The sequence below is a fragment of the Vibrio sp. SCSIO 43086 genome (assembly GCF_051132235.1).
GTDB lineage: Bacteria > Pseudomonadota > Gammaproteobacteria > Enterobacterales > Vibrionaceae > Vibrio > Vibrio diabolicus.
In genome coordinates this window covers 2,565,540-2,588,593 of record NZ_CP072677.1, presented here as the reverse complement: position 1 = coordinate 2,588,593, position 23,054 = coordinate 2,565,540, and the positions used below count along the sequence as shown (strand labels likewise).

The window sequence follows — 23,054 nt, the reverse complement described above, 5'->3', positions numbered from 1 at the left end:
ATGTGATTTGGATCGTTTGCGTAAGCGATTTTATGACTTTTTAAGCCAGTCGATTAACCAACATAAATCGTTAGTGATCGGAGTGATAAGGGATTCGTATGTATCGGTGAATCAAAGAGGACGTTTGAATGAAAGAAGTCATGTTATTCCCACTCACTTCAGTTGTACTCCCTGAAGGTAAAATGAATCTGCGCATTTTTGAGCCACGATATAAGCGAATGGTAAAGGAATGCAGCCTACAAAATGTGGGTTTTGGAGTTTGCCTAGTAGGTAGTGAAGGTGACCCTAAAGACGTGGGAAATGTTTCATCTATCGGAACTTTGGTCAGGATCGTTGATTTTGAAACACTCAGTGATGGTCTTCTTGGTATTACAGTCGCTGGTGAGAAACGCTTTGTTGTCAAACGAGTTCGTGCAGATGCGGACGGCTTACGCCATGCAGAGGTCGAATGGTTAGACAATTGGCAACATCCAGACAACTCACCAGATTTCTTCTATTTAAGTCAGCAGTTATCCCATGTTTATGAAGAGTTTCCTCAACTTGGAAACCTCTACCAGCATCGTTTTTACGATGACTCAGCTTGGGTGACTCAGCGCTGGCTTGAATTACTTCCTTTAGACTGCAATCTGTTCGAACAGCTCGTTGGCGCAGAGAACTGCATTCCTGCGTTGCAATTTCTGACAGAAGCCATAGAAGCCCCGACTAACAAAGAGGCAAGGATATGAAAGGATTTAGCAGAGCTGCGCTAACTATGGTGGCGGCATTAGGACTGGCGGCGTGTGGCTCCGACAGCGACACCATTGAGTATTCCAATTTGCAAGCAGTACATGCGTCTTCTGATGCGCCGCTTGCAAATGTGTGGATAAACGATAAATCATCATTGACAGGTGTTGATTATGGTATGGGTTCTGGTTACATGAAGTTACGTGAGGGTATGAACTCAATTCAAGTTGATGTTCAACTTCCAGGCGATGAAACCGCGACTGTAATACCTAAAACAGAATTAGATCTCGATTCAGACCTCAATTACAACGTGTTCGTTGTTGGTGATGCCGATGGTTCGCCAAACCCAGTAGAACCTTTAGTTGTGACTCGCAGCGCCGATTCAATGGCTGATGCCAATAGTTTAGATGTTCAAGTTGTTCATGCAGCGTCTGGCGTTCCTGCCGTTGATCTCTACGTCACCGAGCCCGGGGCTGATCTTGCTAGCGCGACACCGCTTATGAATCTTGAATACAAAGCATCTACAGACGTATTGAACATCCCCGCTGGTGAGTACCAAGTTCGACTTGCTGTTGGGGATAGCGTTGCTTTTGACTCGGGCACAGTATCTCTTGCTGCTAATTCAAACTTGACGATTGCCGCTATCAGTACCGGAGATTCAAATAGCACGTCACCAGTTAAGTTGTTGGTATTGGATGGTTCAGGATCTTCTATAATCGAGGATATGGGCAGCCAAGCTGAAGTAAGAGTTGGACATCTTGTTGATGGAGCGCCAATCGTCGATGTCAACGTTAACGGGGCGGCCTTCGGTCCTCTTGCCGACTTAGCGTTCAAAGAGATTCGTGGTTATTTGGATCTCGATGCTGGCGCTTACGATATTGACGTTTACGTGGATGGCACAACAACCAATCCTATTATCGATGTTGACGTATTAATGGTTGCGGGCGGAATGGATTACAGTGTTTACGCAGTCGGTGTTGTTAGCCCAGCGATTGATATCGAGCCTCTGGTTGTTGAAGACATGAGACGTGCAGTGGCAACTAGCGCGACGCTGAATGTGACACATGCGGCGGCGAATCCCGTAGCGGAAATGGTGGATATTTATCTCACTACAAGCGCTGGAATAGATGGAAGTGATCCAACTATTGCTAATTTTGCGTACAAAGATAGCGTTCAGGGATTATATGTCGCTGAAGGTACCTATTATGTAACCGTGACAGTGGCAGGCGATCCAAGTACGGTTGCTGTTGATTCAGCACCAGTCAATGTGATGAATGGTGTTGTGTATCAGGTGGTTGCCATTGATGATGGGAACAACGGTGGCTTCAACTTGTTGGTTGATGACGTGACCGATTAGGACGAATGGGAGGAGATGACTCCTCCCTAAAATTAAGGCCGATTATGATGAGTGATAGCCCAAAAAAACTGGGGCGCAGTGATTGGAACGATTACATGGACAAAGTGAAGGCTCGAGATAAAGACGCGTTCGCTTTTGTATTCCGTTTTTACGCACCCAAGCTGAAGCAATTCGCTTACAAACATGTTGGTAATGAGCAAGTTGCTATGGAGATGGTGCAAGAGACCATGGCGACAGTTTGGCAGAAAGCGCACCTCTATGATGGGGAAAAGAGCGCGTTATCGACTTGGATATACACCATAATCCGAAACCTATGCTTTGATCTGTTGAGAAAGCAGAAAGGTAAGGAATTACACATTCATTCTGATGACATTTGGCCGTCAGAATATTATCCACCAGATCTTGTTGATCACTATTCACCAGAGCAAGACATGTTGAAAGAACAGGTGGTTAAATTTTTAGATATTTTACCGAAAAATCAGAGAGACGTTTTACAAGCGGTGTATCTTGAAGAGCTACCTCATCAGCAGGTCGCTGAATTATTTGATATACCCCTCGGTACCGTAAAATCCAGGCTGAGGCTTGCAGTAGAAAAGCTAAGGCATTCAATGCATACGGAGCAACTATGAACAAACACCCAGATAACAGCTTGTTAGAAGCATACGCTTCGGGAAGCATTGATGCAGTTTCTGGTCTTGTGGTCGCAACCCATTTAGAAACATGCACCAAGTGCCGAGCTTATGTGAACCAAGTCGAAGCCAGCCAAGCGAATATCGTGAGCGACATCCCCTCTGAATATGTCCCTGAATTCGACGATATGTTCAATGATATTATCAATGCGGAGCCAGCGACAGATAACATCGTTATCCGAGATCCTGCCGCAGTGAATGTTGCAGGAAAGAGCTTTGAACTTCCCAAAACCTTAGCGCGTTTCTCTGACCTTGTAGGGTCATGGAGAAGTTACGGAGGCAAGGTTTTCAGTGCTCAGATTGATCTAGGGGAAGATGCTCGTGTTAGCTTAATGTACATCGGAGAAGATGTGCAAATCCCTCAACATACGCACAAAGGCTTAGAATCTACATTGATCCTACATGGTGGGTTTAGTGATGAGGATGGCCAATATGAAGAGGGCGATTTGATGATTAGAGATGCGTCAGTGAAGCACAGCCCTTACACTAAGGCCGGAGAAGATTGCTTGTGTTTAACCGTATTGACCGAGCCGATGATCTTTACTCAAGGTGTGGCACGTATATTTAATATGTTTGGCAAAGGGCTATACCCATAGACCTCTTATCTCATATCTCGGCAAAACAAAAACCACCGAATTCGGTGGTTTTTTGATGCGCTTCTTAGTGCTTGTGACGTGCTTTTTCCAATAAAGCATCAAAGTAATGTCGTAGCGAGTACAACATAATCAAGCTTGGCACGACCATAACAGCGGTAAGCACAAAGAACGTGCTCCAGTCATTGAGGTAGTCCACCAGTTCTCCACTGAAAGAAGCAAGAGTCGTTCGTCCGAAGTTCCCCAAAGAGGCGAGCAAAGCATACTGCGTTGCTGAGAATGCTTGTCCGGTTAGAATCGTTAAAAATGAAACAAAAGCGACGGTTGAGAAAGCAGTCGTAAAGTTATCGACAATTATGGTTGCTAAGTATAGGTGCTCATTTGGGCCTACCGATGCAATCCAAGCAAACATCAAGTTGCTGGCAGACATAGCAATACCACCGATCATTAATCCACGTACAATACCAAACCTGACGTTGAACATGCTTCCGACAAAGGTAAAGAAGATAGTGGCTCCCCATCCGATCAGTTTGGAGTAATAACCAATTTGTTCGTTACTAAAACCAATATCTTTATAGAACGCGATCGACATCCTGCCTAAAAACGCTTCGCCAATTTTGAATAGGAAAACGAACAGCAAAAGAGTAATCGCGACACGGACGCCATTGCGATTAAAGAAGTCAAGGAAAGGTTCTACAACAGTCACAGTAAACCAAGCCACGACTTTTGAACCAACCACTTCTTTGTGGCGTTGTTCAGCGGCAGACTGAAGTTGTTCGCGTTGAGTCTTAGGCTCTCCGACTAAAATCGTAAAGACCATTAGAATACCGACTATCACCGCCATCCCGTAATACACGCCATTCCAACCGACGCTATCAGCATTAACAAACGCTAAATAACCCGGTAGTGAATAACCTGTCCACCAGCCAATGACCGCCATTGCAGAAGCTTGTGGCAGCTTAGATTCTTCTGATTTTGGGAAAGTATCAATACGAAAAGCATCAATCGCAATGTCTTGTGTGGCTGATGCGGTTGCAATACACAAAGCGAGTAGAGACGCAAACACCAAGTTCTCTGCTGGATTCACGCCCGCAATAAATACCGTCGCGACGAGTACAATACTTTGACAGAAGAAAATCCAGCTACGCCTTTGTCCAAGTAGTCGATAGAGCACTGGTAGCTTCACCCGGTCTACGAGTGGCGCCCAGAGAAAGTTAATTGCATAAACCGCAAAGACACTACCAAAGTAGCCTATTGCGGATAGGGTCAAACCAGCGTCTTTTAGCCAGCCAGACATATTTGAACCGATAAGTACCCACGGAAAGCCGCTAGAGCAGCCCAACATGAAAACCCACATGAGTCGTTTATCGAGGTAACTTTTTACCGTTTCCAACCAAGTGATGGAAGGTAATGAAGACATAAATCAATCCAATAAAATGAAGCCGTTGAAAGAGAAAGCCCTTCGATTGTTCAAAGGGCTTATCGTTTTGGCTATTTAAGTAGTGTTGCTTTAGTGATGACGATTTGAGTCTCGGGAACATCACGCATACCGCGAGTCGTCGTAGTTGGCTGTTTTGCCATTTTTTGGATAATGTCGAATCCTTCCGTGACCTCGCCAAATACCGCATAACCCGGTGGACGAGCGCCGTAGTTTAGAAAATCATTGTCGACTAAATTGATAAAAAACTGACGAGTAGCCGAGTCAGGCGCGTTGGTGCGTGCCATTGCAATCGTCGCACGGTCGTTATTTAAACCGTTATTACCCTCGTTTTTGATTGGAGCGTAAGTCTCCACCATTTGCATATCTTGGTTAAAGCCACCACCTTGCGCCATAAAGCCTGGAATAACGCGGTGAAAAATAGTGCCTTCATAGCTACCGTCTTCTACATATTTAAGGAAGTTCGCTACCGTAATCGGCGCTTTCTCTTCATTCAGTTCGACAGTAAATGAACCTAACGTTGTTTCAAACGCCACTTTTGGTCCAGCCCAAACGCTGCAGCTGAGTAGCGCGAGAGAAAGAATTGCCTTGCGTAACATTAGAAACGCTCCTGCATGTACTGACGAAGCTCAGGATCATTGGCAATTTCTTTAAGTGTTAATGTCACTACATCATTCAGTGTTTGCTCAATGTCGGCATCAGACGCACTCAATGTGCCAGAACGCTTCGCAGTGCCTGTGTAAGTTTTGACCAGTTTACCTTCTGGTGTTTCTGCGGTGATTTCAAGCACGACTTTCGCATCCATCTCATTTTCCATCACCGAATGTTTTACGTTAACTAATGCTTCTTGAACGTTTAATTCAATTGCATTGTTGCTGTTTAGATCGGCATGGAAGCCTTGAGATGAAAACTGCTTCTCTAATGCTTCTTCTAACGCAATACGTAAATTCTGTTTAGCATGAAGAGGAAGAATGTTCGAACGGCCGTTATCCACCAACGCCACGTACTGCGCTGCACGTACATCTTTGCTGGTCAAGCTGTAAGTCTTGCCTTGAACAATTGGATTGGTGCTCAGTGTGCTTTCTGGCATCAAATTCAGCTGAGGCTGTTGAGGAGCTGAACACGCAGCAAGCAACGCAACCGAAGCCGCAAGTACCAATTTTCTCATTTTATTATTCCTTTTAACTATTTTGCTAAAGCTTATTTTGCGCTTAATTTAGCAGGATTTTTTGTGGCCTGTAAAATCACAAACTTATTGTTGGAAGCGATAAGTTTCACATTCTTATCGCCAAACAGCCGTTTTAGTTTTGCGTCATAACCAAGATGACGATTTCCAATCACCAGTAACTTACCACCTTCACTCAATACTTGCTTTGCATCACAGAACATTTGCCAAGCAATATGATCGGTGATGGCCTGCTGTTGGTGAAAGGGTGGGTTACACATAATCATAGAGCAGCTGTTGTGTTTAAAACCGTCCAAACAATTGTTTGCAACACACTGTATGTCTCTATCTTCACCAAGGTTATCTAGCAGGTTCTGCTTCGCGGACTCAAGCGCCATAAAGCTTTCATCAACACATGTTAATCGAGCATTCGGATTCAGCTGACCAAACTTCGCAGACAGAACACCATTACCGCAACCGAGATCGATAACATTATCTACCAATGGATCTTGAGGTAGGTGCTGAAGCATAAAACGCGCACCTAAATCTAAGCTTTCTCCTGAATAGACATTTGGCATGTTCTTGAGTTCGATATCTTCGCCATCAACGCGCCAAGTCGTGAAAGGGCTTACTTCAATTGTTGGGTCAACCGTTGCTTGAGCAAATACCAATCGGTGCTTTTTCCAGGCCAGAGAGGTTTTTGTCTCACCCAAATATTTTTCAAACAGTTTTAGCGTTGAAGTATGAATGTCTTTCGCTTTATTAACTGCAATGACGGGGCAGGATGCAGGCAGTGCTTTTCTTAACTGACTGAGTATCCAAACGAGGTGACGGTTACTTTTTGGCAGTTGCAGCAATACGAGATCAGTATTGGAAGGTACGGGATCCATCGTGGTTGCAAACGCTACCTTATTGCACTGGTTTTGCTCAAGGTTCTGCTGCACACCTTTATGAGAAATGAAAGAATCACTCATTAGCGTCACATGGTGCTTTTCTGAAAACCAGCAGGAGAGGGCACCAAAGCTGTCATTAATCACGAGGATGTTTTGATTGTTTGGCAAAGCAAGTTCTTCAACATGATTAATAAGATACTCATCACCGGCATCCCACGCTTGTAGAGTTTCATTGCTGCGTTTTGGGAAACGATAAAGTGTTAGGCTTCGCTCGTGAAGATTCAGTTCGGTTTTCATAGCTAAATGTAAGTTGATTTAGAAATTAAGTGTTATTGTCGCAAATGATGACGTGTCGAGATACAAAAAGCTGTCAAATTTTACGTGTTCAGTGGTGCTCGCTCTCTAGGCATGTTCATGGCGTCAAGCGCTTTGAAATCAGTTGAACGTAAAATGCATCAATAATGAGAGTGATGTTTGAGTGATACACGTCTGCTTTACTTAGGTATATACTTATGGAATTCGCATCAATGAGGAACGAATATGATCCAAGAAATCATAGAGAAGAAACTACACAGTGAGCTGCAACCAAGCTATCTCAAAGTGATTAATGAGAGCTACATGCATAATGTGCCACCAGGCTCGGAGAGTCACTTCAAAGTGATTGTTGTGAGTGATTCGTTCGCGGGACAGCGTTTGATTGGACGCCATCGCCAAGTTCATCAAATTTTGGCAGATGAGCTGGATAACCACATTCATGCACTAGCTATCCATACATACACTGATGAAGAGTGGAAGCGAGAACAAGATGGCGCTCCTGATAGCCCTATGTGTATGGGTGGCGGTCACTAAAGACGCAAAATGTAAAGGTGCAGAGAAAAGGTGGCTAAGGCCATCTTTTTTCGTTTTACATTCTTTAGGGGCATCGATGTGGCACAAATTCTGGTTAAAAAATGTGTTAACAGTGTTTCAACAAATGAATGGAAATTGCAGGATATTTCAGGCGATGAATATGACTTTTCCATAAGATATGTATGGAATATGGCATTTGTGCGATCGGTCAAAGTTATGACTATTCTTTGACCTTTTAGACCTGATTCTACCGAAATAACCCCTCTATTCTAATGATTGGTCATGGCATCAAGTTCCTAAAAAATGCTAGACTACGGCACCTGATAAATCTCGCGTATTCCTTGTGACGAGATTTTTAATAGGATGTTGCGATTTTGATGTTTAAAACAACATCAAAACCGGACACTGATGTCGTGTCTAAAAGTTACGCAATCAAAAGAATCTTTTTCCCGATAAAAGTAGTGCAAGTGCGTATGATTACAATAAAGAAGGGCTTGGATCTTCCTATCGCAGGAACTCCATCCCAGGTGATTAATGATGGTAAGACCATCAAAAAAGTCGCCTTGCTTGGCGAAGAGTACGTTGGCATGCGTCCTACCATGCATGTCCGCGTTGGTGATGAAGTGAAAAAAGCGCAAGTTCTTTTTGAAGATAAAAAGAACCCTGGCGTGAAATTTACTGCACCAGCAGCCGGTAAAGTGATCGAAGTTAACCGTGGCGCTAAACGTGTCCTTCAATCTGTAGTGATTGAAGTGGCAGGTGAAGAGCAGGTGACATTTGATAAGTTCGAAGCCGCTCAACTTTCAGGTCTAGATCGTGAAGTGATCAAGACTCAGTTGGTTGACTCTGGCCTATGGACCGCTTTACGTACTCGTCCGTTTAGCAAGGTTCCTGCAATCGAGTCTTCTACTAAGGCTATTTTCGTAACTGCAATGGATACTAATCCACTAGCAGCTAAGCCTGAGTTGATCATTAATGAGCAACAAGAAGCATTCATTGCTGGTCTAGACATTCTTTCAGCCCTGACAGAAGGCAAGGTTTACGTATGTAAATCTGGCACTAGTTTGCCACGCTCTTCACAGTCTAACGTAGAAGAACACGTCTTCGATGGCCCTCACCCAGCAGGTCTTGCTGGCACCCACATGCATTTCCTATACCCAGTGAATGCAGAAAATGTGGCATGGAGCATCAACTACCAAGACGTTATCGCGTTCGGTAAGCTGTTCCTAACTGGTGAGCTATACACAGATCGTGTTGTGTCTCTAGCTGGTCCAGTTGTGAATAACCCTCGTCTAGTTCGTACCGTAATCGGTGCAAGCTTGGATGACCTAACAGATAATGAGCTGATGCCTGGCGAAGTTCGTGTGATTTCTGGTTCTGTACTGACAGGTACACATGCAACTGGTCCACACGCATATCTTGGCCGTTACCATCAACAGGTTTCTGTATTACGTGAAGGCCGTGAGAAAGAACTATTTGGCTGGGCAATGCCTGGTAAGAATAAGTTCTCGGTAACTCGCTCTTTCCTTGGTCACGTATTCAAAGGTCAGTTGTTCAATATGACAACGACGACCAATGGTAGTGATCGTTCAATGGTTCCAATTGGCAACTACGAACGCGTAATGCCTCTAGATATGGAGCCTACTCTGCTGCTTCGTGATCTATGTGCAGGTGATACAGACAGTGCTCAAGCACTGGGTGCGCTTGAACTGGATGAAGAAGATCTAGCATTGTGTACCTTTGTATGTCCAGGTAAGTACGAGTACGGTACGTTACTTCGTGAATGCCTAGATACTATCGAGAAGGAAGGGTAATTTTCATGGCTCTTAAAAAGTTTCTTGAAGACATCGAGCATCATTTTGAGCCTGGTGGTAAACACGAAAAATGGTTTGCCCTGTACGAAGCTGTAGCAACAGTTTTTTACACTCCAGGTATCGTAACAAATAAAAGCTCGCACGTTCGTGATAGCGTTGACCTAAAACGTATCATGATCATGGTTTGGTTTGCGGTATTCCCAGCAATGTTCTGGGGTATGTACAACGCAGGTGGCCAAGCTATTGCAGCGCTTAACCACATGTACGCTGGTGATCAACTAGCGACAGTTATCTCTGGTAACTGGCACTACTGGCTAACTGAAATGCTGGGCGGAACGATTGCCGCTGATGCAGGGGTTGGCAGTAAGATGCTACTAGGTGCGACCTACTTCCTACCTATCTACGCAACAGTATTCCTTGTTGGTGGTTTCTGGGAAGTGCTTTTCTGTATGGTGCGTAAGCACGAAGTAAACGAAGGCTTCTTTGTTACTTCTATCTTGTTCGCACTTATCGTTCCACCAACGCTACCTCTATGGCAAGCGGCACTAGGTATCACATTTGGTGTTGTTGTTGCGAAGGAGATCTTCGGTGGTACAGGTCGTAACTTCCTTAACCCTGCACTTGCAGGTCGTGCATTCCTATTCTTCGCTTACCCAGCGCAAATCTCGGGTGACGTAGTATGGACTGCAGCTGACGGCTTCTCTGGTGCAACTGCTCTTAGCCAATGGGCTCAAGGTGGTAACGGTGCTCTAGTTAACACAGTAACTGGTTCTCCTATCACTTGGATGGACGCTTTCATCGGTAACATCCCTGGCTCTATTGGTGAAGTATCGACTCTAGCTCTAATGATCGGTGCAGCGATGATCGTTTACATGCGAATCGCTTCATGGCGCATCATTGCGGGCGTAATGATCGGTATGATTGCAGTATCGACTCTGTTTAACGTGATCGGTTCTGACACTAACCCAATGTTCAACATGCCATGGCACTGGCACCTAGTTCTAGGTGGTTTTGCATTCGGTATGTTCTTCATGGCAACGGACCCAGTATCAGCGTCATTTACTAACAAAGGTAAATGGTGGTACGGCATCCTGATTGGTGCAATGTGTGTGATGATCCGTGTAGTTAACCCGGCGTACCCAGAAGGTATGATGCTGGCGATTCTATTCGCGAACCTATTCGCACCTCTGTTCGACCATGTAGTGATTGAGAAGAACATCAAGCGGAGACTAGCACGCTATGGCAAGTAATAACGACAGCATTAAAAAGACGCTGGGTGTTGTTATCGGGTTGAGCCTTGTTTGTTCAATCATCGTATCAACAGCAGCAGTAGGTCTGCGTGATAAGCAAAAAGCTAACGCTGTCCTAGATAAGCAATCAAAGATCGTTGAAGTTGCAGGCATTGACGCGAACGGTAAGAAAGTACCAGAGCTATTTGCTGAGTACATCGAACCTCGTCTGGTAGACCTTGAAACAGGTAACTTTACTGAGGGTAATGCATCTACGTACGATCAGCGTGAAGCATCAAAAGATGCAGAACGTTCAATCGCATTGACACCAGAAGAAGACGTCGCTGATATCCGTCGTCGTGCGAATACAGCAGTGGTGTACTTAGTAAAAGACCAAGATGAAGTCCAAAAAGTTATCTTGCCTATGCACGGTAAAGGACTATGGTCGATGATGTATGCCTTTGTAGCCGTTGAAACTGATGGTAACACTGTGTCTGCTATTACTTACTACGAGCAAGGTGAAACTCCTGGACTTGGTGGTGAAGTAGAGAACCCTTCATGGCGCGATCAATTCATTGGCAAGAAATTGTACAATGAAGATCATCAGCCAGCGATTAAGGTCGTGAAAGGCGGCGCACCGCAAGGTTCTGAGCACGGTGTTGATGGTCTATCAGGAGCAACGCTCACTAGTAATGGTGTTCAACACACATTTGACTTCTGGTTAGGTGACAAGGGCTTTGGTCCTTTCCTAGCAAAAGTTCGTGACGGAGAACTTAACTAATGTCTAGTGCACAAAACGTTAAAAAGAGCATTCTAGCGCCAGTATTGGATAACAACCCAATCGCGCTACAAGTTCTTGGTGTATGTTCTGCTCTTGCAGTAACAACTAAACTAGAAACAGCTTTTGTAATGACGCTAGCGGTAACATTTGTAACTGCGTTGTCTAACTTCTCTGTTTCATTGATCCGTAACCACATTCCTAACAGTGTGCGTATCATCGTTCAGATGGCAATTATCGCATCGCTAGTAATTGTGGTAGACCAGGTGCTAAAAGCTTACCTATACGATATCTCTAAACAGCTATCTGTATTCGTTGGTCTGATTATCACTAACTGTATCGTAATGGGTCGTGCTGAAGCATTCGCAATGAAGTCTGCGCCAGTACCATCTCTTATTGACGGTATTGGTAACGGTCTAGGTTACGGCTTCGTTCTTATCACTGTAGGTTTCTTCCGTGAGCTATTTGGCTCAGGCAAACTATTTGGCCTAGAAGTTCTACCTCTAGTGAGCAACGGTGGTTGGTACCAGCCTAACGGCCTAATGCTACTAGCACCATCAGCATTCTTCCTAATCGGCTTCCTTATCTGGGTAATCCGTATTCTGAAACCAGAACAAGTAGAAGCGAAGGAGTAAGGACGTCATGGAACATTACATTAGTCTGTTAGTTAAATCGATTTTCATCGAAAACATGGCTCTGTCTTTCTTCCTAGGTATGTGTACTTTCCTTGCCGTATCTAAGAAGGTTAAGACCTCTTTCGGCCTAGGTGTTGCAGTTGTGGTAGTACTGACTATCGCTGTTCCTGTGAACAACCTAGTATACAACCTAGTTCTGAGAGAGAACGCGTTAGTTGAGGGCGTGGACCTTAGCTTCCTAAACTTCATCACCTTTATCGGTGTAATTGCAGCACTTGTACAGATTCTAGAGATGGTTCTAGACCGTTTCTTCCCACCTTTGTACAACGCGCTAGGCATCTTCCTACCGCTGATCACAGTAAACTGTGCAATCTTCGGTGGTGTATCTTTCATGGTACAACGTGACTACAACTTTGCTGAATCTATCGTTTACGGTTTCGGCTCTGGTGTGGGCTGGATGCTGGCAATCGTTGCTCTTGCAGGTATCCGTGAGAAGATGAAGTACTCTGACGTACCTCCAGGTCTACGTGGTCTTGGTATCACATTTATCACTGTAGGTCTTATGGCGTTAGGCTTTATGTCTTTCTCTGGTGTTCAACTGTAAGTCGGGTAAACCGCAACAATTAAGGAATAGTCAATGGACATTATTCTTGGTGTAGTGATGTTTACTCTGATCGTACTTGCACTAGTACTAGTGATTCTTTTCGCTAAGTCTAAGCTTGTACCAACAGGTGACATTACAATTTCTGTGAACGATGACCCTTCTCTGGCGATCGTTACACAACCAGGTGGTAAGCTACTGAGTGCTCTAGCCGGTGCTGGCGTATTCGTATCTTCTGCTTGTGGTGGCGGTGGCTCATGTGGTCAGTGTCGCGTAAAAGTTAAATCAGGTGGTGGCGACATCCTACCAACCGAGCTTGACCATATTACTAAAGGTGAAGCACGTGAAGGTGAGCGTCTAGCGTGTCAGGTTGCTATGAAAACTGACATGGACATCGAGCTTCCTGAAGAAATCTTCGGCGTTAAGAAGTGGGAATGTACCGTTATCTCTAACGATAACAAAGCGACATTCATCAAAGAGCTTAAGCTACAAATTCCAGATGGCGAATCAGTACCTTTCCGTGCTGGTGGTTACATCCAGATTGAAGCACCTGCTCACCACGTGAAATACGCAGACTACGATATTCCTGAGGAATACCGTGAAGACTGGGAGAAGTTCAACCTTTTCCGTTACGAGTCTAAAGTTAACGAAGAGACTATCCGTGCATACTCAATGGCTAACTACCCAGAAGAGCACGGTATCATCATGCTTAACGTTCGTATCGCGACTCCGCCGCCGAACAACCCAGACGTACCACCAGGCATCATGTCTTCGTACATTTGGTCTCTAAAAGAAGGCGACAAGTGTACTATTTCTGGTCCATTTGGTGAGTTCTTTGCGAAAGATACAGATGCAGAAATGGTATTCGTTGGTGGTGGTGCTGGTATGGCTCCAATGCGCTCACACATCTTCGACCAACTTAAGCGTCTGCACTCTAAGCGTAAGATGTCTTTCTGGTACGGCGCACGTTCTAAGCGTGAAATGTTCTACGTAGAAGACTTCGATATGCTACAAGCTGAGAATGATAACTTCGTATGGCACTGTGCACTGTCTGATCCACTTCCAGAAGATAACTGGGATGGTTACACTGGCTTTATTCACAACGTTCTTTACGAGAACTACCTACGTGATCACGAAGCGCCAGAAGACTGTGAATACTACATGTGTGGTCCACCTATGATGAATGCGGCTGTTATCGGCATGCTAAAAGATCTAGGTGTAGAGGATGAAAACATCCTACTAGATGACTTCGGTGGTTAATCCCTCCAAGTGATTGAATCTATGGCTAGCTCTCTAAGAGCTAGCCATTATTTTTTGTAGAAGTAAAAATAATATTCAACAGTTGATATAGGTAATTGGATTTAAGTAATCGGTCCCATTCCCCATATCAATTCAACAACATTGGGAGTTAACAAGTGAAAACGTGGCTTGTTGCATTCGCTTCTCTATTGATTTTGGCTGGCTGTGAGCAGCCAGCAGATCAAATTCATCTAAGTGGCCCTACCATGGGGACTTCTTATAACATCAAATATATTGAGCAAGATGGTATTCCAACGCCAAAAGCGATGCAGACGGAAATTGATCGCTTATTGGAAGAGGTTAATGACCAAATGTCGACCTACCGTGATGATTCAGAGTTAAGTCGTTTTAACCAGCATCAAACGAGCGAGCCATTTACAGTTTCGACACAAACTGCAACGGTAGTGAAAGAAGCAATTCGCCTTAACGGTCTTACTTTAGGTGCGTTGGATGTAACTGTCGGCCCTCTAGTTAACCTGTGGGGCTTTGGCCCAGAAGCTCGCCCTGATGTCGTTCCTACAGATGAGGAGCTAGCGGCACGCAAAGCCAATACTGGCATTCACCACCTATCTGTTGATGGCAATAAATTGTCCAAAGATATTCCTAACTTGTATGTCGATTTATCAACTATTGCTAAAGGTTGGGGGGTTGACGTGGTTGCTGACTACCTTCAATCTGAAGGGGTTCATAACTTCATGGTAGAAGTGGGCGGCGAAATGCGCCTCAAAGGCGTGAATCGTGAAGGCGTGCCTTGGCGCATTGCGATTGAAAAGCCGACTATTGATGAGCGCTCAATTCAAGAAATTATTGAGCCAGGGGACATGGCAATTGCAACAAGTGGTGACTATCGTAATTACTTTGAGAGTAATGGTGTGAGATACTCTCATATTATTAATCCAAGAACAGGCAAACCTATTCATCATAAAGTGGTGTCTGTAACGGTATTAGATAAATCGTCGATGACTGCTGATGGTCTTGCAACTGGTCTTATGGTGCTAGGTGAAGACAAAGGCATGGCAATTGCGAACGAAAATAATATTCCTGTTTTCATGATTGTGAAGACGGAAAATGGTTTTAAAGAGCTGGCTTCGGAAGCATACAAGCCGTTCATGAAGAAATAACAACAGAAGTGAGCATGTTCTTATGAGTACATTTCTAATTACGTTTGCAGTTTTTGTTGCGGTAATCGCAGCGATGGCTGTTGGCTACATCTTCCAGAAGAAAGTAGTGAAGGGTAGCTGTGGCGGTCTTGGTGCAGTAGGTATTGAGAAAGTATGTAACTGTCCAGAACCATGTGACGCGCGTAAGAAACGTGAAGCACGTGAAGCGGCGCGAGCTGAGAAATTGGCTGCATGGGAAAAAGATCGAATTGCTTAAGTATCGATCATCCAAAGAGTAATACAAAATAACCCAGCCAAAGCTGGGTTTTTTTATATTTCTCGCTCTACTTCTCTGAGAGTTTATACTTTGCTTGCTACGTTTAATCTAGGATGACCGGAAGCTTAAGTCGGTGCAGACTTCACAGCCAAGTCATTTCCCTTTAATCACCGTACTTAACTGTTATTTGGTTATATACTCAAACTAAAGCGCGTCAACTTAGGAGGAAATATGGAAATGCATCAACACGGTATGGCTGAATTGTTTCAACAACTAGGCCTCGGCAGCTCTCCTCAAGAGATAAAGGACTTTATTAACGAACATCGGCACAAAAGAGCTTCAGCCCCTCTGCATGAAGCCAGCTTTTGGACAAGTTCGCAAGCCACATTTCTCAAACAAGCCATTGAAGAAGACGCAGACTGGGCAGAGTTGGTCGATCAGCTTGATGTGATGTTACGAGATTAAAGCACGTTTACAAACTCTCATTTCTATCAAGGCAGATTTAATTTATACTGTTTTTTTGAACAGTATTTGATGGCTATGTCAGACCGAATTAGAAAAATCATTCACGTCGATATGGATTGTTTTTATGCTGCCGTTGAGATGAGAGATAATCCTAGTTACCGTGGCATTGCACTCGCCGTTGGCGGTCATGAAAAACAGCGTGGCGTGATTAGCACCTGTAATTATGAGGCGCGCAAATATGGCGTTCGTAGTGCAATGTCAACGGCGCGTGCATTGCAACTCTGCCCCCATCTACTGGTCGTTCCCGGTCGAATGCACGTGTACAAACAAGTCTCTCAGCAGATTCGTGCTATTTTTGAGCGTTATACGCCTATCATTGAACCTCTATCATTAGATGAAGCATACCTCGATGTCACGGACTCGACAGCTTGTCGTGGCTCCGCAACGTTGATCGCAGAGTCTATTCGACGCGACATTTGGAATGAGCTTGGACTGACGGCATCGGCGGGCATTGCACCGATTAAGTTTCTTGCCAAAGTCGCCTCTGATATGAATAAACCCAACGGTCAGTTTGTTATCCCGCCAGATAAGGTCCAGGAAGTTATCGATACACTTCCGCTGGAAAACATTCCTGGTGTTGGGAAGGTGAGTCTTGAGAAGCTACATCAAGCGGGCTTTTATCGATGTGAGGATATTAAAAACAGCGACTATCGTGAATTGCTGAGACAGTTTGGTCGTCAGGGAGCATCTTTATGGCAGCGTAGCCATGGAATTGATAATCGAGAGGTCGTCGTTGAGCGAGAGAGAAAATCCGTCGGTGTGGAACGAACATTCAGCCAGAATATCTCGAGCTATGATGAATGTTGGCAAGTGATCGAGGATAAACTTTATCCTGAACTCGAGAAACGCTTAGAGCGTGCAAGCCCAGATAAATCGATTATTAAACAAGGTATTAAAGTTAAATTTGCCGACTTTCAACTGACAACAATTGAGCATATCCATCCGCAATTAGAGCTTGAGGACTTCAAGATCTTGTTAAGAGATATTCTTAAGCGCCAAAACGGACGGGAAATACGCCTTTTAGGCTTGAACGTGATGCTCAAGCCCGAGAACCAAGCGCGCCAGTTGAGCTTTTTCTAGGCTCTTACTGCTTCTACCTGAGCTAATACTTGTTCAAAGCTTGTGTTGGCCATCGCACCATAACCCGCCAGTTTTGAAGCTTTTAGCTGGCTAATTAAAGGGGTACTAATTCCACACAAGAAGCGGGCGACAGCATCATTGCTGATAGCTGAAGGGGAGAGCTGAATAAATTCCTGCACCCACATTGCTACTTGAGGTGGCTCAATATCCTCATCTTGTGGTGTTGGGAACGAGGCGACTTGACCACGACACACGGAGCAGTGACCACATTGCTCTGGTGCATTGTGATCCGCAAAGTAGTTCGCCAATTGTGAGCTCAAACAGTGCTCTGACTGGAACAAGCGCAGCATGGTGTGAATTCTTTCGATATCTTTGCTTTCTTTGAATTGGAACAGTTCATACAGTTGTTGGATTAAAACATCAGAACTCTGTGTGGTTGGCAAAACAGAGTACACGTCGGTCAGTTGTTTGCTCTCTAGCTCTATCCAACCATTCTGGTGAAAATAGTCGAGGGCTGCGACAACTCGGCTGCGTTCCGATTGATAGTTCATCCATAACGCTTCTAGGTCAACTTGGCACCACACTTTGGCTTTTTGCGAGCAGGAGAAAATAGCCTCCACGAATTGACGTCGCTCGCCTTGAAATTGATTCACAATAAATTGCTGATCGTGCAAAAACTTAAAGCGATATTCCGCAAAGTAACTGTATTTTGCTTCAATGAGTTTATGTAGCTCCAAATAAACCAACAAGGTTTTGAGTGGCAATTGGCGGATATTACTTTCACGCGATAAACGCAGTGGCACTACCTCCCATTGTGGAGCATGTTCTTTCGCTTGCTCGACTACATAGTTAATCGAGGTTAGTTCAGGTGTATCACCATAGACAAAGTTTTCCAACACCGTTAAGCCGGACGTATTGCCTAGCAGAATGCACTCAGAACGTTGCCCGTCCCTGCCTGCACGTCCAATCTCTTGTGCGTAGTTCTCGATCGATTTGGGTAAGTCGAAGTGAATGACGCGGCGGATATCAGATTTATCGACCCCCATACCAAATGCAATCGTTGCAACAATACAGTCAATTTGGCTATCCATGAACTGCTGTTGGATTTGTTCACGGATGTCGCTTTTCATACCAGCATGGTACGCGTGAGCATTAATGCCAATATGGATTAGTGATTTTGCTACTTGCTCTGCTGTCTGCTGTTGTGTCACGTATACGATAGTCGGAAGCTTAGGAGAAGAGGCGATGATTTCACTTAGCTTTTCTTGTTTCGTTGCTTCCTCGCATGGGATAACCGAGATATCCAGATTGGGGCGGTAGAAGCCTGTAACGGTAATATGTTCACTGGCAATATCGAACTTTTGTTTCATGTCTTCAATAACTGCGGGCGTTGCTGTTGCAGTGAGAAGCAAAGATTGTGGAATGTTCAGTTCACGTTGATATTGCGGTAGCTTGAGATAATCAGGGCGGAAGTTATGTCCCCATTCGGAAATACAGTGCGCTTCATCAACCACCATCAAAGAGATCGGCACTTGGCGAATGAACTCACGAAAACGCTCGTTCTTTAGGCGCTCAACAGAAATCATCAATATTTTGATCTGTCCATTTTTTACCCCTGCCATGACGCGTTGTGACTCTTCTCTGCTTTGACTGCTATCGATAGAAGCGGCTGGGATCCCTTTACTTTGCAAAAAGTTCAGCTGATCTTTCATTAGCGCCAACAACGGCGAGATCACCAACGTAAGATTGGGCAATACGGTTGCTGGCAATTGGTAACAGAGAGACTTACCCGAACCCGTAGGAAAGATGGCCGCAGCAGAGTAACCATTCATAACCGCTTCAATAACAGGTTGTTGACCTTGGCGTAATGAGTCAAAACCAAATACGGATTGAAGTGTTTGATGCAGCGAGTCACTTTGCATAATAGGGAAACCTTTCTTTGATGGTAAACTTAGGTACATTAACACACCCTGAGTGCCAAACGCGCGTCCTAAAAGTATGAACAAAGCTGACTTAGTCCAAATTATCATCCAACATCTGGAAGAAAAACTTCAAGTGGCCCATGCATCGGCTCAGCGAGCCATTGATGCCGCGACAGATGAAGAAACTGTTCCCGAGCATAAGTACGATACGTTAGCACTTGAAGCCGCGTATCTTGCTCATGGACAAGCAATGCGAATCCAAGAGAGTGAAGACGAGCTGCGTCAATATCGCGCTCTAGTGACTCGCGACTTTAAAGGCGCACCTGTTGGTGTAGGTGCTTACGTCGTTCTCGCAGATGAGAATTTGCTTGAAAAGCACTTCTTTGTAGGCCCTTGTTCTGGTGGTCTGACTGTTAAATATCAGGCTCAGGAAGTCTTTGTCTTAACAGCAAAATCTCCTCTTGGTCGAGCGTTATTCGGGAAAGAAGAAGGCGATGAGATTGATGTAAAAATAGGAGAAAAAACAACTTGTTACGAAGTCGTGACGGTTTGCTGACATCTCATGTATCACTCAGTGTTATGTTTAACACGAGTAATGTTAAATAAAAGAGAATGACATGAAAAAGCTTTTTACACTCTCATTGCTGATGGTCAGTGCTACTGGTTATGCAGCGCAGTGTCGTGTGGACATCAATAATGAAGTCCGTATGGATGGGCAAAGCTTGGAAATTCGCCAAACGACAGGTGATAAAGCTGTCGTGGATGAGGATAACAACCTCTTCATCAAAGGTGAGCTAATTGAACTCAATGCCGACCAAAAAGCGGCAGTTGAAGACTATCGCGAAAAAATGAACGCGTATATTCCACAAGCAAAGCAGTTGGCGAGTGATGGTTTAGCGCTTGCAAATGACATCATCGATGATGTCGCGGAAAGCCTAGACGCACCTGGCGCGTTTGATAACGTCAAAGTCGCAGTACAGGACTTTTTCGCTGATGTTGAATCACGTTACTACAAAGATGGTGATTTCATTCTACCAGCGGAAAGCTTTGAGTCCATGACACAAGGGTGGACTGAAGACTTTGCAAAAGCACAAGAGATCTTCAATAAAGAGTTTTTAACGAGTTCGTTGGATGCTTTATCGAAAAAAATGAAGGAAGAGGGGGGAATAAACCTCACTGCATTATCGGAGAGTATGGCTGAACTCAGCGCGAAAGTAGAAGAGCGTTTAGCTGAGCATTCGAAAGAGGTAGAGCAACAAGCAGAAGACTTGTGCGACTCGTTGGATGACATGGCAGGGCAAGAAGACGATTTGTTGAAGAAAATCCCTGAGCTAAAAGATTACCGAGTATTTACGATTTAATTACCCTTCAAAAAGTAGAACTCAATGGTATAAAGAAAGAGAGCACAATTGTGCTCTCTTTTCGTTTTTACATACTTGAACAAGTAATGAAAGCAAGACGATGTTATTCGTTTGCTCATTAACAACTTACTGCGCGTTCATCTGAGTGAGTTTATCGCCGACAGGTTTTGAGAAGTTAAAACCATCATGCTGATCCCAGTTGATAGACCACGTCATTACCCCTGCATAATTCGGGTAAATGAACGCTGGTTTAACGGTGCCACATGAAGTGCCTTTGGTTAAACAATCTAGTGCGCTGATAATATTCTGTGTCGGAGCCTGCCCTGAATTTGCTGAGCTAGGACCTGAAGGTAAGCCGATTGCGACTTGATCATCACGTAGTGGTGCAAACTGAGTGCCGTCGGCCAATTCAAAGCCTTCGATAAGCATTTTAGATTGCGCTACCATCATATCCACAGAGCCTTCTGGTGCACTGCCTGGCAGATATGGGTTTGGCAAACCACCGTTGTTATATAGCTGGACGTGAAGCAGGTCGAGCGTGCTACGTGTCTCGTTAATCACAGGAATGTAAGCTCCCCAAATACCGCTGTAAGCCACATAGCCGCCTTGAACATAAGGATGCTCAGGTGCCATGGTTAGGTACATGTCGCCACCCATATTTTGCTCTATTTGAAGCAAAGCACGACCAAGGCGAGCTTGAATTTGCGAGCCATGAACCAAGTTAGATCCACTCTCTAAATCCACATCAAGACCATCAAAGCCCCACTCAGCGATAAGACCTGTTAGGCTAGAGACAAAGTTGGCTTCGTCTTGATCGGTATTCAGCGTAATCGTGCCTTCTGCGCCACCAAGAGAGAGAACAAACTTTTTACCTTTAGCTTGAAGCGCTGCCATGTCTTGTTTGAACTGTGCTGGGTCGAGCGCTGGACAATCGCTGTAAATATCGCCTGAATATAGATTAAAGTGCACGGTACCATCACTGTTGCGGTCATTTTCGGCAAAGGCAATATCAATCACATCCCACGCATCAGCCATATCCGCTAGACGAATTGGACAGCCAGCCCCATTTACAAAATTGTGCCAGTAACCGATGAGTTTATGACGTTTCTCTGCTTGCTCAACCACCGTTATTGCTGCTGCGTCAGACAATGCATTGCTTCCTGACAAATCCACAGCTTGGGCGCTAACTGTAAAGTTACCAAGTACAGTTGGTGTCCAGTTGGCTGTGTAAGGTGCCGTGGTATCGGTTGCAACAATAGAGCCGTTGATCATGAAATCAACGTGTTTAATGCCTGAGGTTAAAGATGTTGCATCGGCACTTAATGCGAGGTTTTTGCCTAAGCCGACGGTTTGACCGCTACTTGGTGAAGTCAGTGAGACGACCAAATCTTTATCGCTGACTTCCACACCAACCAAGGACTCTGACGTGTTGTTATCATTATCGGTTGCGACGGCTTTAAGCTGGTTAGCGCCAATAAGTGTGGCGTTCCAAGTAACGGAATATGGTGCTTGAGTGATGACCCCTAAGCTGGTGTTGTTCGCAAAAAACTCAACTTGCGTGACTGTGCCATCAGCATCGCTTGCGTTAGCCGTGATTTCGTTATTGCTGCCAGCGAGCACGACTTGTCCATCCGTTGGTGCCGTAATGGTAACTTGCGGTGGCGTCGAACAAGCACCTAGGCCACTCCAAGCATCTTGCCAGTATAACCCTTCACCTGGCTCGTAAGCCCATGCCGCATCCGAGGAACACCAACCAGCAACATCACAACGATATTTTTGGTTGAAGTGAGAAACTAGGTCGCCAACTTGATAACTCGTGCCCGCCGCGTAAGGCACTGCATCTGCACATCCGCCCGTCCCTGTTTCTGAATTACTAACAACAAGCGTTACTTCTTGGCTCATGGTTGTGAGGTTTGTGTCATCAGTCGCTTGTGCTTTAAACGAATGTGTACCAGCACTCGCGGTCCATTGATATTCGTAAGGTACGCTGGTATCAATCGCGACGGATTGATTGTTCACGAAGAACTCAACTTGTGTGACCACACCATCAATATCATCAGCTTGAGCGGCCACCGTGAGGTTCCCACCCACGTTAAGCGCTTCCGTTCCCGATGGGCTTGTCAGTGAAATGCTAGGTGGTGGCAACTCGACTTGTGGTTGAACTTGGATAGAAATCGTCGTGGTTGTAACGGCTCCCTCATTATCGGTCGCAATCGCGGTCAATTGCGAGACACCTTCAATAGCGGTCCAAGATGCTTCGAATGGTGCTTGAGTTACCACAGCAACCGTTTGGTTGCCTGCAACAAACTCAACTTGTGCGATTTGGCCATCTTCGTCAGCTGCGTTGGCTAGCAAGGTGATCGCACTGCCTTCGGGAATTTGTGCGTTGTTTGTTGGAGAGGAGAATGACACTTTTGGCTCTAGGTTGTTGCTTCCACCATCACATTGCCCTAACGCTTTCCATGCCTCCCAAGCCCCTGAATTGGTAACAGGGTCATTGCCTTGCGTCCAATACGCGGCCTCGTAAGCGGCTCCTTGTGTTTTTATTAAAGTGCCCGATGTATAAGTCGCAGTGCTGTCCCAGTCGGGTAGGCTTTGGCAGTTATAGGCTTGAGCTTGGTAGCTGACGCTGAGTGCTGCAACCATCGCTCCGTGAAGTAGAGTGACCTTCATTTTCCTCTCCTTGAGTCATGGATATAAATGAGAACAGAGTAATAACTAGCTGA

At 45.0% G+C, this 23,054-nt stretch carries 23 protein-coding genes; 17 read left to right on the top strand and 6 right to left on the bottom strand.

From position 1 onward, the window contains the following. Positions 1-128 precede the first annotated feature (128 nt). Genes J8Z23_RS12330 through J8Z23_RS12315 form a run of 4 tightly spaced genes read left to right on the top strand, consistent with a single transcriptional unit; the run spans position 129 to position 3,365 of the window. Positions 129-725, top strand: a complete 597-nt coding sequence (locus tag J8Z23_RS12330; RefSeq protein ID WP_005380253.1) for an LON peptidase substrate-binding domain-containing protein — start codon at positions 129-131, stop codon at positions 723-725. Continuing rightward, the gene (locus J8Z23_RS12325; protein WP_434633732.1) at positions 722-2,080 is read left to right on the top strand and encodes a DUF4397 domain-containing protein; all 1,359 of its coding nucleotides are present in this window, start codon (positions 722-724) and stop codon (positions 2,078-2,080) included. Before J8Z23_RS12330 ends, J8Z23_RS12325 begins: the two co-directional genes overlap by 4 nt. Before the next feature lie 44 nt (positions 2,081-2,124). Then, a complete protein-coding gene (locus tag J8Z23_RS12320; RefSeq protein ID WP_005380255.1) occupies positions 2,125-2,709 on the top strand; it encodes an RNA polymerase sigma factor in 585 nt (194 codons plus the stop codon). Then, positions 2,706-3,365, top strand: a complete 660-nt coding sequence (locus J8Z23_RS12315; protein WP_048625904.1) for a ChrR family anti-sigma-E factor — start codon at positions 2,706-2,708, stop codon at positions 3,363-3,365. Before J8Z23_RS12320 ends, J8Z23_RS12315 begins: the two co-directional genes overlap by 4 nt. Before the next feature lie 64 nt (positions 3,366-3,429). Here J8Z23_RS12315 and J8Z23_RS12310 read toward each other — a convergent pair whose 3' ends face one another. The 4 genes from J8Z23_RS12310 to J8Z23_RS12295 form a co-directional block, all read right to left on the bottom strand. Further along, on the bottom strand, positions 3,430-4,782 hold the full coding sequence (locus J8Z23_RS12310) for an AmpG family muropeptide MFS transporter (RefSeq protein WP_006742554.1): 1,353 nt from the start codon (positions 4,780-4,782) through the stop codon (positions 3,430-3,432). A gap of 71 nt (positions 4,783-4,853) precedes the next feature. Further along, positions 4,854-5,399 carry a peptidylprolyl isomerase gene (locus J8Z23_RS12305; RefSeq protein ID WP_434633727.1) on the bottom strand — a complete coding sequence of 182 codons (546 nt, stop codon included), beginning with the start codon at positions 5,397-5,399 and terminating at the stop codon, positions 4,854-4,856. Continuing rightward, on the bottom strand, positions 5,399-5,968 hold the full coding sequence (locus J8Z23_RS12300) for a YajG family lipoprotein (RefSeq protein WP_012841484.1): 570 nt from the start codon (positions 5,966-5,968) through the stop codon (positions 5,399-5,401). Before J8Z23_RS12300 ends, J8Z23_RS12305 begins: the two co-directional genes overlap by 1 nt. A 32-nt stretch (positions 5,969-6,000) precedes the next feature. Further along, complete coding sequence (locus J8Z23_RS12295) at positions 6,001-7,155, bottom strand: methyltransferase (protein ID WP_434633724.1); 1,155 nt, start codon at positions 7,153-7,155, stop codon at positions 6,001-6,003. Positions 7,156-7,398: 243 nt separating this feature from the next. Between J8Z23_RS12295 and bolA the strand changes: the two genes are divergently transcribed. The 11 genes from bolA (at position 7,399) to dinB (ending at position 17,045) form a co-directional block, all read left to right on the top strand. Next, positions 7,399-7,707 (top strand): transcriptional regulator BolA, encoded by a 309-nt coding sequence (gene bolA / locus J8Z23_RS12290; protein ID WP_005380262.1) that lies wholly within the window; start codon positions 7,399-7,401, stop codon positions 7,705-7,707. Between the two features lie 473 nt (positions 7,708-8,180). Then, positions 8,181-9,521, top strand: coding sequence for a Na(+)-translocating NADH-quinone reductase subunit A (locus J8Z23_RS12285; protein WP_041853022.1), 1,341 nt, complete (start codon positions 8,181-8,183; stop codon positions 9,519-9,521). A 5-nt stretch (positions 9,522-9,526) separates the two neighbouring features. Continuing rightward, positions 9,527-10,771: an NADH:ubiquinone reductase (Na(+)-transporting) subunit B gene (locus J8Z23_RS12280; protein WP_006742551.1), complete on the top strand. Its 1,245-nt coding sequence runs from the start codon at positions 9,527-9,529 to the stop codon at positions 10,769-10,771. After that, positions 10,761-11,531: a Na(+)-translocating NADH-quinone reductase subunit C gene (locus tag J8Z23_RS12275; RefSeq protein ID WP_006742550.1), complete on the top strand. Its 771-nt coding sequence runs from the start codon at positions 10,761-10,763 to the stop codon at positions 11,529-11,531. The genes J8Z23_RS12280 and J8Z23_RS12275 overlap by 11 nt, the downstream gene beginning before the upstream one ends. Then, positions 11,531-12,163 (top strand): NADH:ubiquinone reductase (Na(+)-transporting) subunit D, encoded by a 633-nt coding sequence (locus tag J8Z23_RS12270; protein ID WP_005380269.1) that lies wholly within the window; start codon positions 11,531-11,533, stop codon positions 12,161-12,163. Before J8Z23_RS12275 ends, J8Z23_RS12270 begins: the two co-directional genes overlap by 1 nt. 7 nt (positions 12,164-12,170) lie before the next feature. Beyond that, positions 12,171-12,767, top strand: a complete 597-nt coding sequence (gene nqrE, locus J8Z23_RS12265; RefSeq protein ID WP_005380270.1) for an NADH:ubiquinone reductase (Na(+)-transporting) subunit E — start codon at positions 12,171-12,173, stop codon at positions 12,765-12,767. Positions 12,768-12,800: 33 nt separating this feature from the next. Beyond that, positions 12,801-14,024 (top strand): NADH:ubiquinone reductase (Na(+)-transporting) subunit F, encoded by a 1,224-nt coding sequence (gene nqrF / locus J8Z23_RS12260; protein WP_005380271.1) that lies wholly within the window; start codon positions 12,801-12,803, stop codon positions 14,022-14,024. A 155-nt stretch (positions 14,025-14,179) separates the two neighbouring features. Next, positions 14,180-15,184, top strand: coding sequence for an FAD:protein FMN transferase (locus J8Z23_RS12255; protein WP_047008896.1), 1,005 nt, complete (start codon positions 14,180-14,182; stop codon positions 15,182-15,184). A 22-nt stretch (positions 15,185-15,206) separates the two neighbouring features. Next, a complete protein-coding gene (gene nqrM / locus J8Z23_RS12250; protein ID WP_005436655.1) occupies positions 15,207-15,440 on the top strand; it encodes a (Na+)-NQR maturation NqrM in 234 nt (77 codons plus the stop codon). Between the two features lie 231 nt (positions 15,441-15,671). Further along, the gene (locus J8Z23_RS12245) at positions 15,672-15,905 is read left to right on the top strand and encodes a DUF2789 domain-containing protein (protein ID WP_012841486.1); all 234 of its coding nucleotides are present in this window, start codon (positions 15,672-15,674) and stop codon (positions 15,903-15,905) included. Positions 15,906-15,980: 75 nt separating this feature from the next. Then, positions 15,981-17,045 (top strand): DNA polymerase IV, encoded by a 1,065-nt coding sequence (gene dinB / locus J8Z23_RS12240; RefSeq protein ID WP_053809828.1) that lies wholly within the window; start codon positions 15,981-15,983, stop codon positions 17,043-17,045. Here the strand turns inward: dinB and J8Z23_RS12235 are convergent. After that, positions 17,042-18,967: a RecQ family ATP-dependent DNA helicase gene (locus J8Z23_RS12235; RefSeq protein ID WP_434635294.1), complete on the bottom strand. Its 1,926-nt coding sequence runs from the start codon at positions 18,965-18,967 to the stop codon at positions 17,042-17,044. The genes dinB and J8Z23_RS12235 overlap by 4 nt on opposite strands. Positions 18,968-19,043: 76 nt before the next feature. Here J8Z23_RS12235 and J8Z23_RS12230 point away from each other — a divergent pair, with 76 nt between their 5' ends. Further along, positions 19,044-19,523, top strand: coding sequence for a GreA/GreB family elongation factor (locus tag J8Z23_RS12230; protein ID WP_109169655.1), 480 nt, complete (start codon positions 19,044-19,046; stop codon positions 19,521-19,523). A 61-nt stretch (positions 19,524-19,584) separates the two neighbouring features. After that, on the top strand, positions 19,585-20,328 hold the full coding sequence (locus tag J8Z23_RS12225; RefSeq protein ID WP_268845236.1) for a YggN family protein: 744 nt from the start codon (positions 19,585-19,587) through the stop codon (positions 20,326-20,328). Positions 20,329-20,454: 126 nt separating this feature from the next. Here J8Z23_RS12225 and J8Z23_RS12220 read toward each other — a convergent pair whose 3' ends face one another. Further along, complete coding sequence (locus tag J8Z23_RS12220) at positions 20,455-23,001, bottom strand: Ig-like domain-containing protein (RefSeq protein WP_434633714.1); 2,547 nt, start codon at positions 22,999-23,001, stop codon at positions 20,455-20,457. Between the last annotated feature and the right edge of the window lie 53 nt (positions 23,002-23,054).

Bases quoted from the DNA above. Each gene is read 5' to 3' on its own strand.
- J8Z23_RS12330 (WP_005380253.1), top strand. From the start codon at position 129: ATGAAAGAAGTCATGTTATTCCCACTCACTTCAGTTGTACTCCCTGAA.
- J8Z23_RS12325 (WP_434633732.1), top strand. From the start codon at position 722: ATGAAAGGATTTAGCAGAGCTGCGCTAACTATGGTGGCGGCATTAGGA.
- J8Z23_RS12320 (WP_005380255.1), top strand. From the start codon at position 2,125: ATGATGAGTGATAGCCCAAAAAAACTGGGGCGCAGTGATTGGAACGAT.
- J8Z23_RS12315 (WP_048625904.1), top strand. From the start codon at position 2,706: ATGAACAAACACCCAGATAACAGCTTGTTAGAAGCATACGCTTCGGGA.
- J8Z23_RS12310 (WP_006742554.1), bottom strand. From the start codon at position 4,782: ATGTCTTCATTACCTTCCATCACTTGGTTGGAAACGGTAAAAAGTTAC.
- J8Z23_RS12305 (WP_434633727.1), bottom strand. From the start codon at position 5,399: ATGTTACGCAAGGCAATTCTTTCTCTCGCGCTACTCAGCTGCAGCGTT.
- J8Z23_RS12300 (WP_012841484.1), bottom strand. From the start codon at position 5,968: ATGAGAAAATTGGTACTTGCGGCTTCGGTTGCGTTGCTTGCTGCGTGT.
- J8Z23_RS12295 (WP_434633724.1), bottom strand. From the start codon at position 7,155: ATGAAAACCGAACTGAATCTTCACGAGCGAAGCCTAACACTTTATCGT.
- bolA (WP_005380262.1), top strand. From the start codon at position 7,399: ATGATCCAAGAAATCATAGAGAAGAAACTACACAGTGAGCTGCAACCA.
- J8Z23_RS12285 (WP_041853022.1), top strand. From the start codon at position 8,181: ATGATTACAATAAAGAAGGGCTTGGATCTTCCTATCGCAGGAACTCCA.
- J8Z23_RS12280 (WP_006742551.1), top strand. From the start codon at position 9,527: ATGGCTCTTAAAAAGTTTCTTGAAGACATCGAGCATCATTTTGAGCCT.
- J8Z23_RS12275 (WP_006742550.1), top strand. From the start codon at position 10,761: ATGGCAAGTAATAACGACAGCATTAAAAAGACGCTGGGTGTTGTTATC.
- J8Z23_RS12270 (WP_005380269.1), top strand. From the start codon at position 11,531: ATGTCTAGTGCACAAAACGTTAAAAAGAGCATTCTAGCGCCAGTATTG.
- nqrE (WP_005380270.1), top strand. From the start codon at position 12,171: ATGGAACATTACATTAGTCTGTTAGTTAAATCGATTTTCATCGAAAAC.
- nqrF (WP_005380271.1), top strand. From the start codon at position 12,801: ATGGACATTATTCTTGGTGTAGTGATGTTTACTCTGATCGTACTTGCA.
- nqrM (WP_005436655.1), top strand. From the start codon at position 15,207: ATGAGTACATTTCTAATTACGTTTGCAGTTTTTGTTGCGGTAATCGCA.
- J8Z23_RS12245 (WP_012841486.1), top strand. From the start codon at position 15,672: ATGGAAATGCATCAACACGGTATGGCTGAATTGTTTCAACAACTAGGC.
- dinB (WP_053809828.1), top strand. From the start codon at position 15,981: ATGTCAGACCGAATTAGAAAAATCATTCACGTCGATATGGATTGTTTT.
- J8Z23_RS12235 (WP_434635294.1), bottom strand. From the start codon at position 18,967: ATGCAAAGTGACTCGCTGCATCAAACACTTCAATCCGTATTTGGTTTT.
- J8Z23_RS12230 (WP_109169655.1), top strand. From the start codon at position 19,044: ATGAACAAAGCTGACTTAGTCCAAATTATCATCCAACATCTGGAAGAA.
- J8Z23_RS12225 (WP_268845236.1), top strand. From the start codon at position 19,585: ATGAAAAAGCTTTTTACACTCTCATTGCTGATGGTCAGTGCTACTGGT.
- J8Z23_RS12220 (WP_434633714.1), bottom strand. From the start codon at position 23,001: ATGAAGGTCACTCTACTTCACGGAGCGATGGTTGCAGCACTCAGCGTC.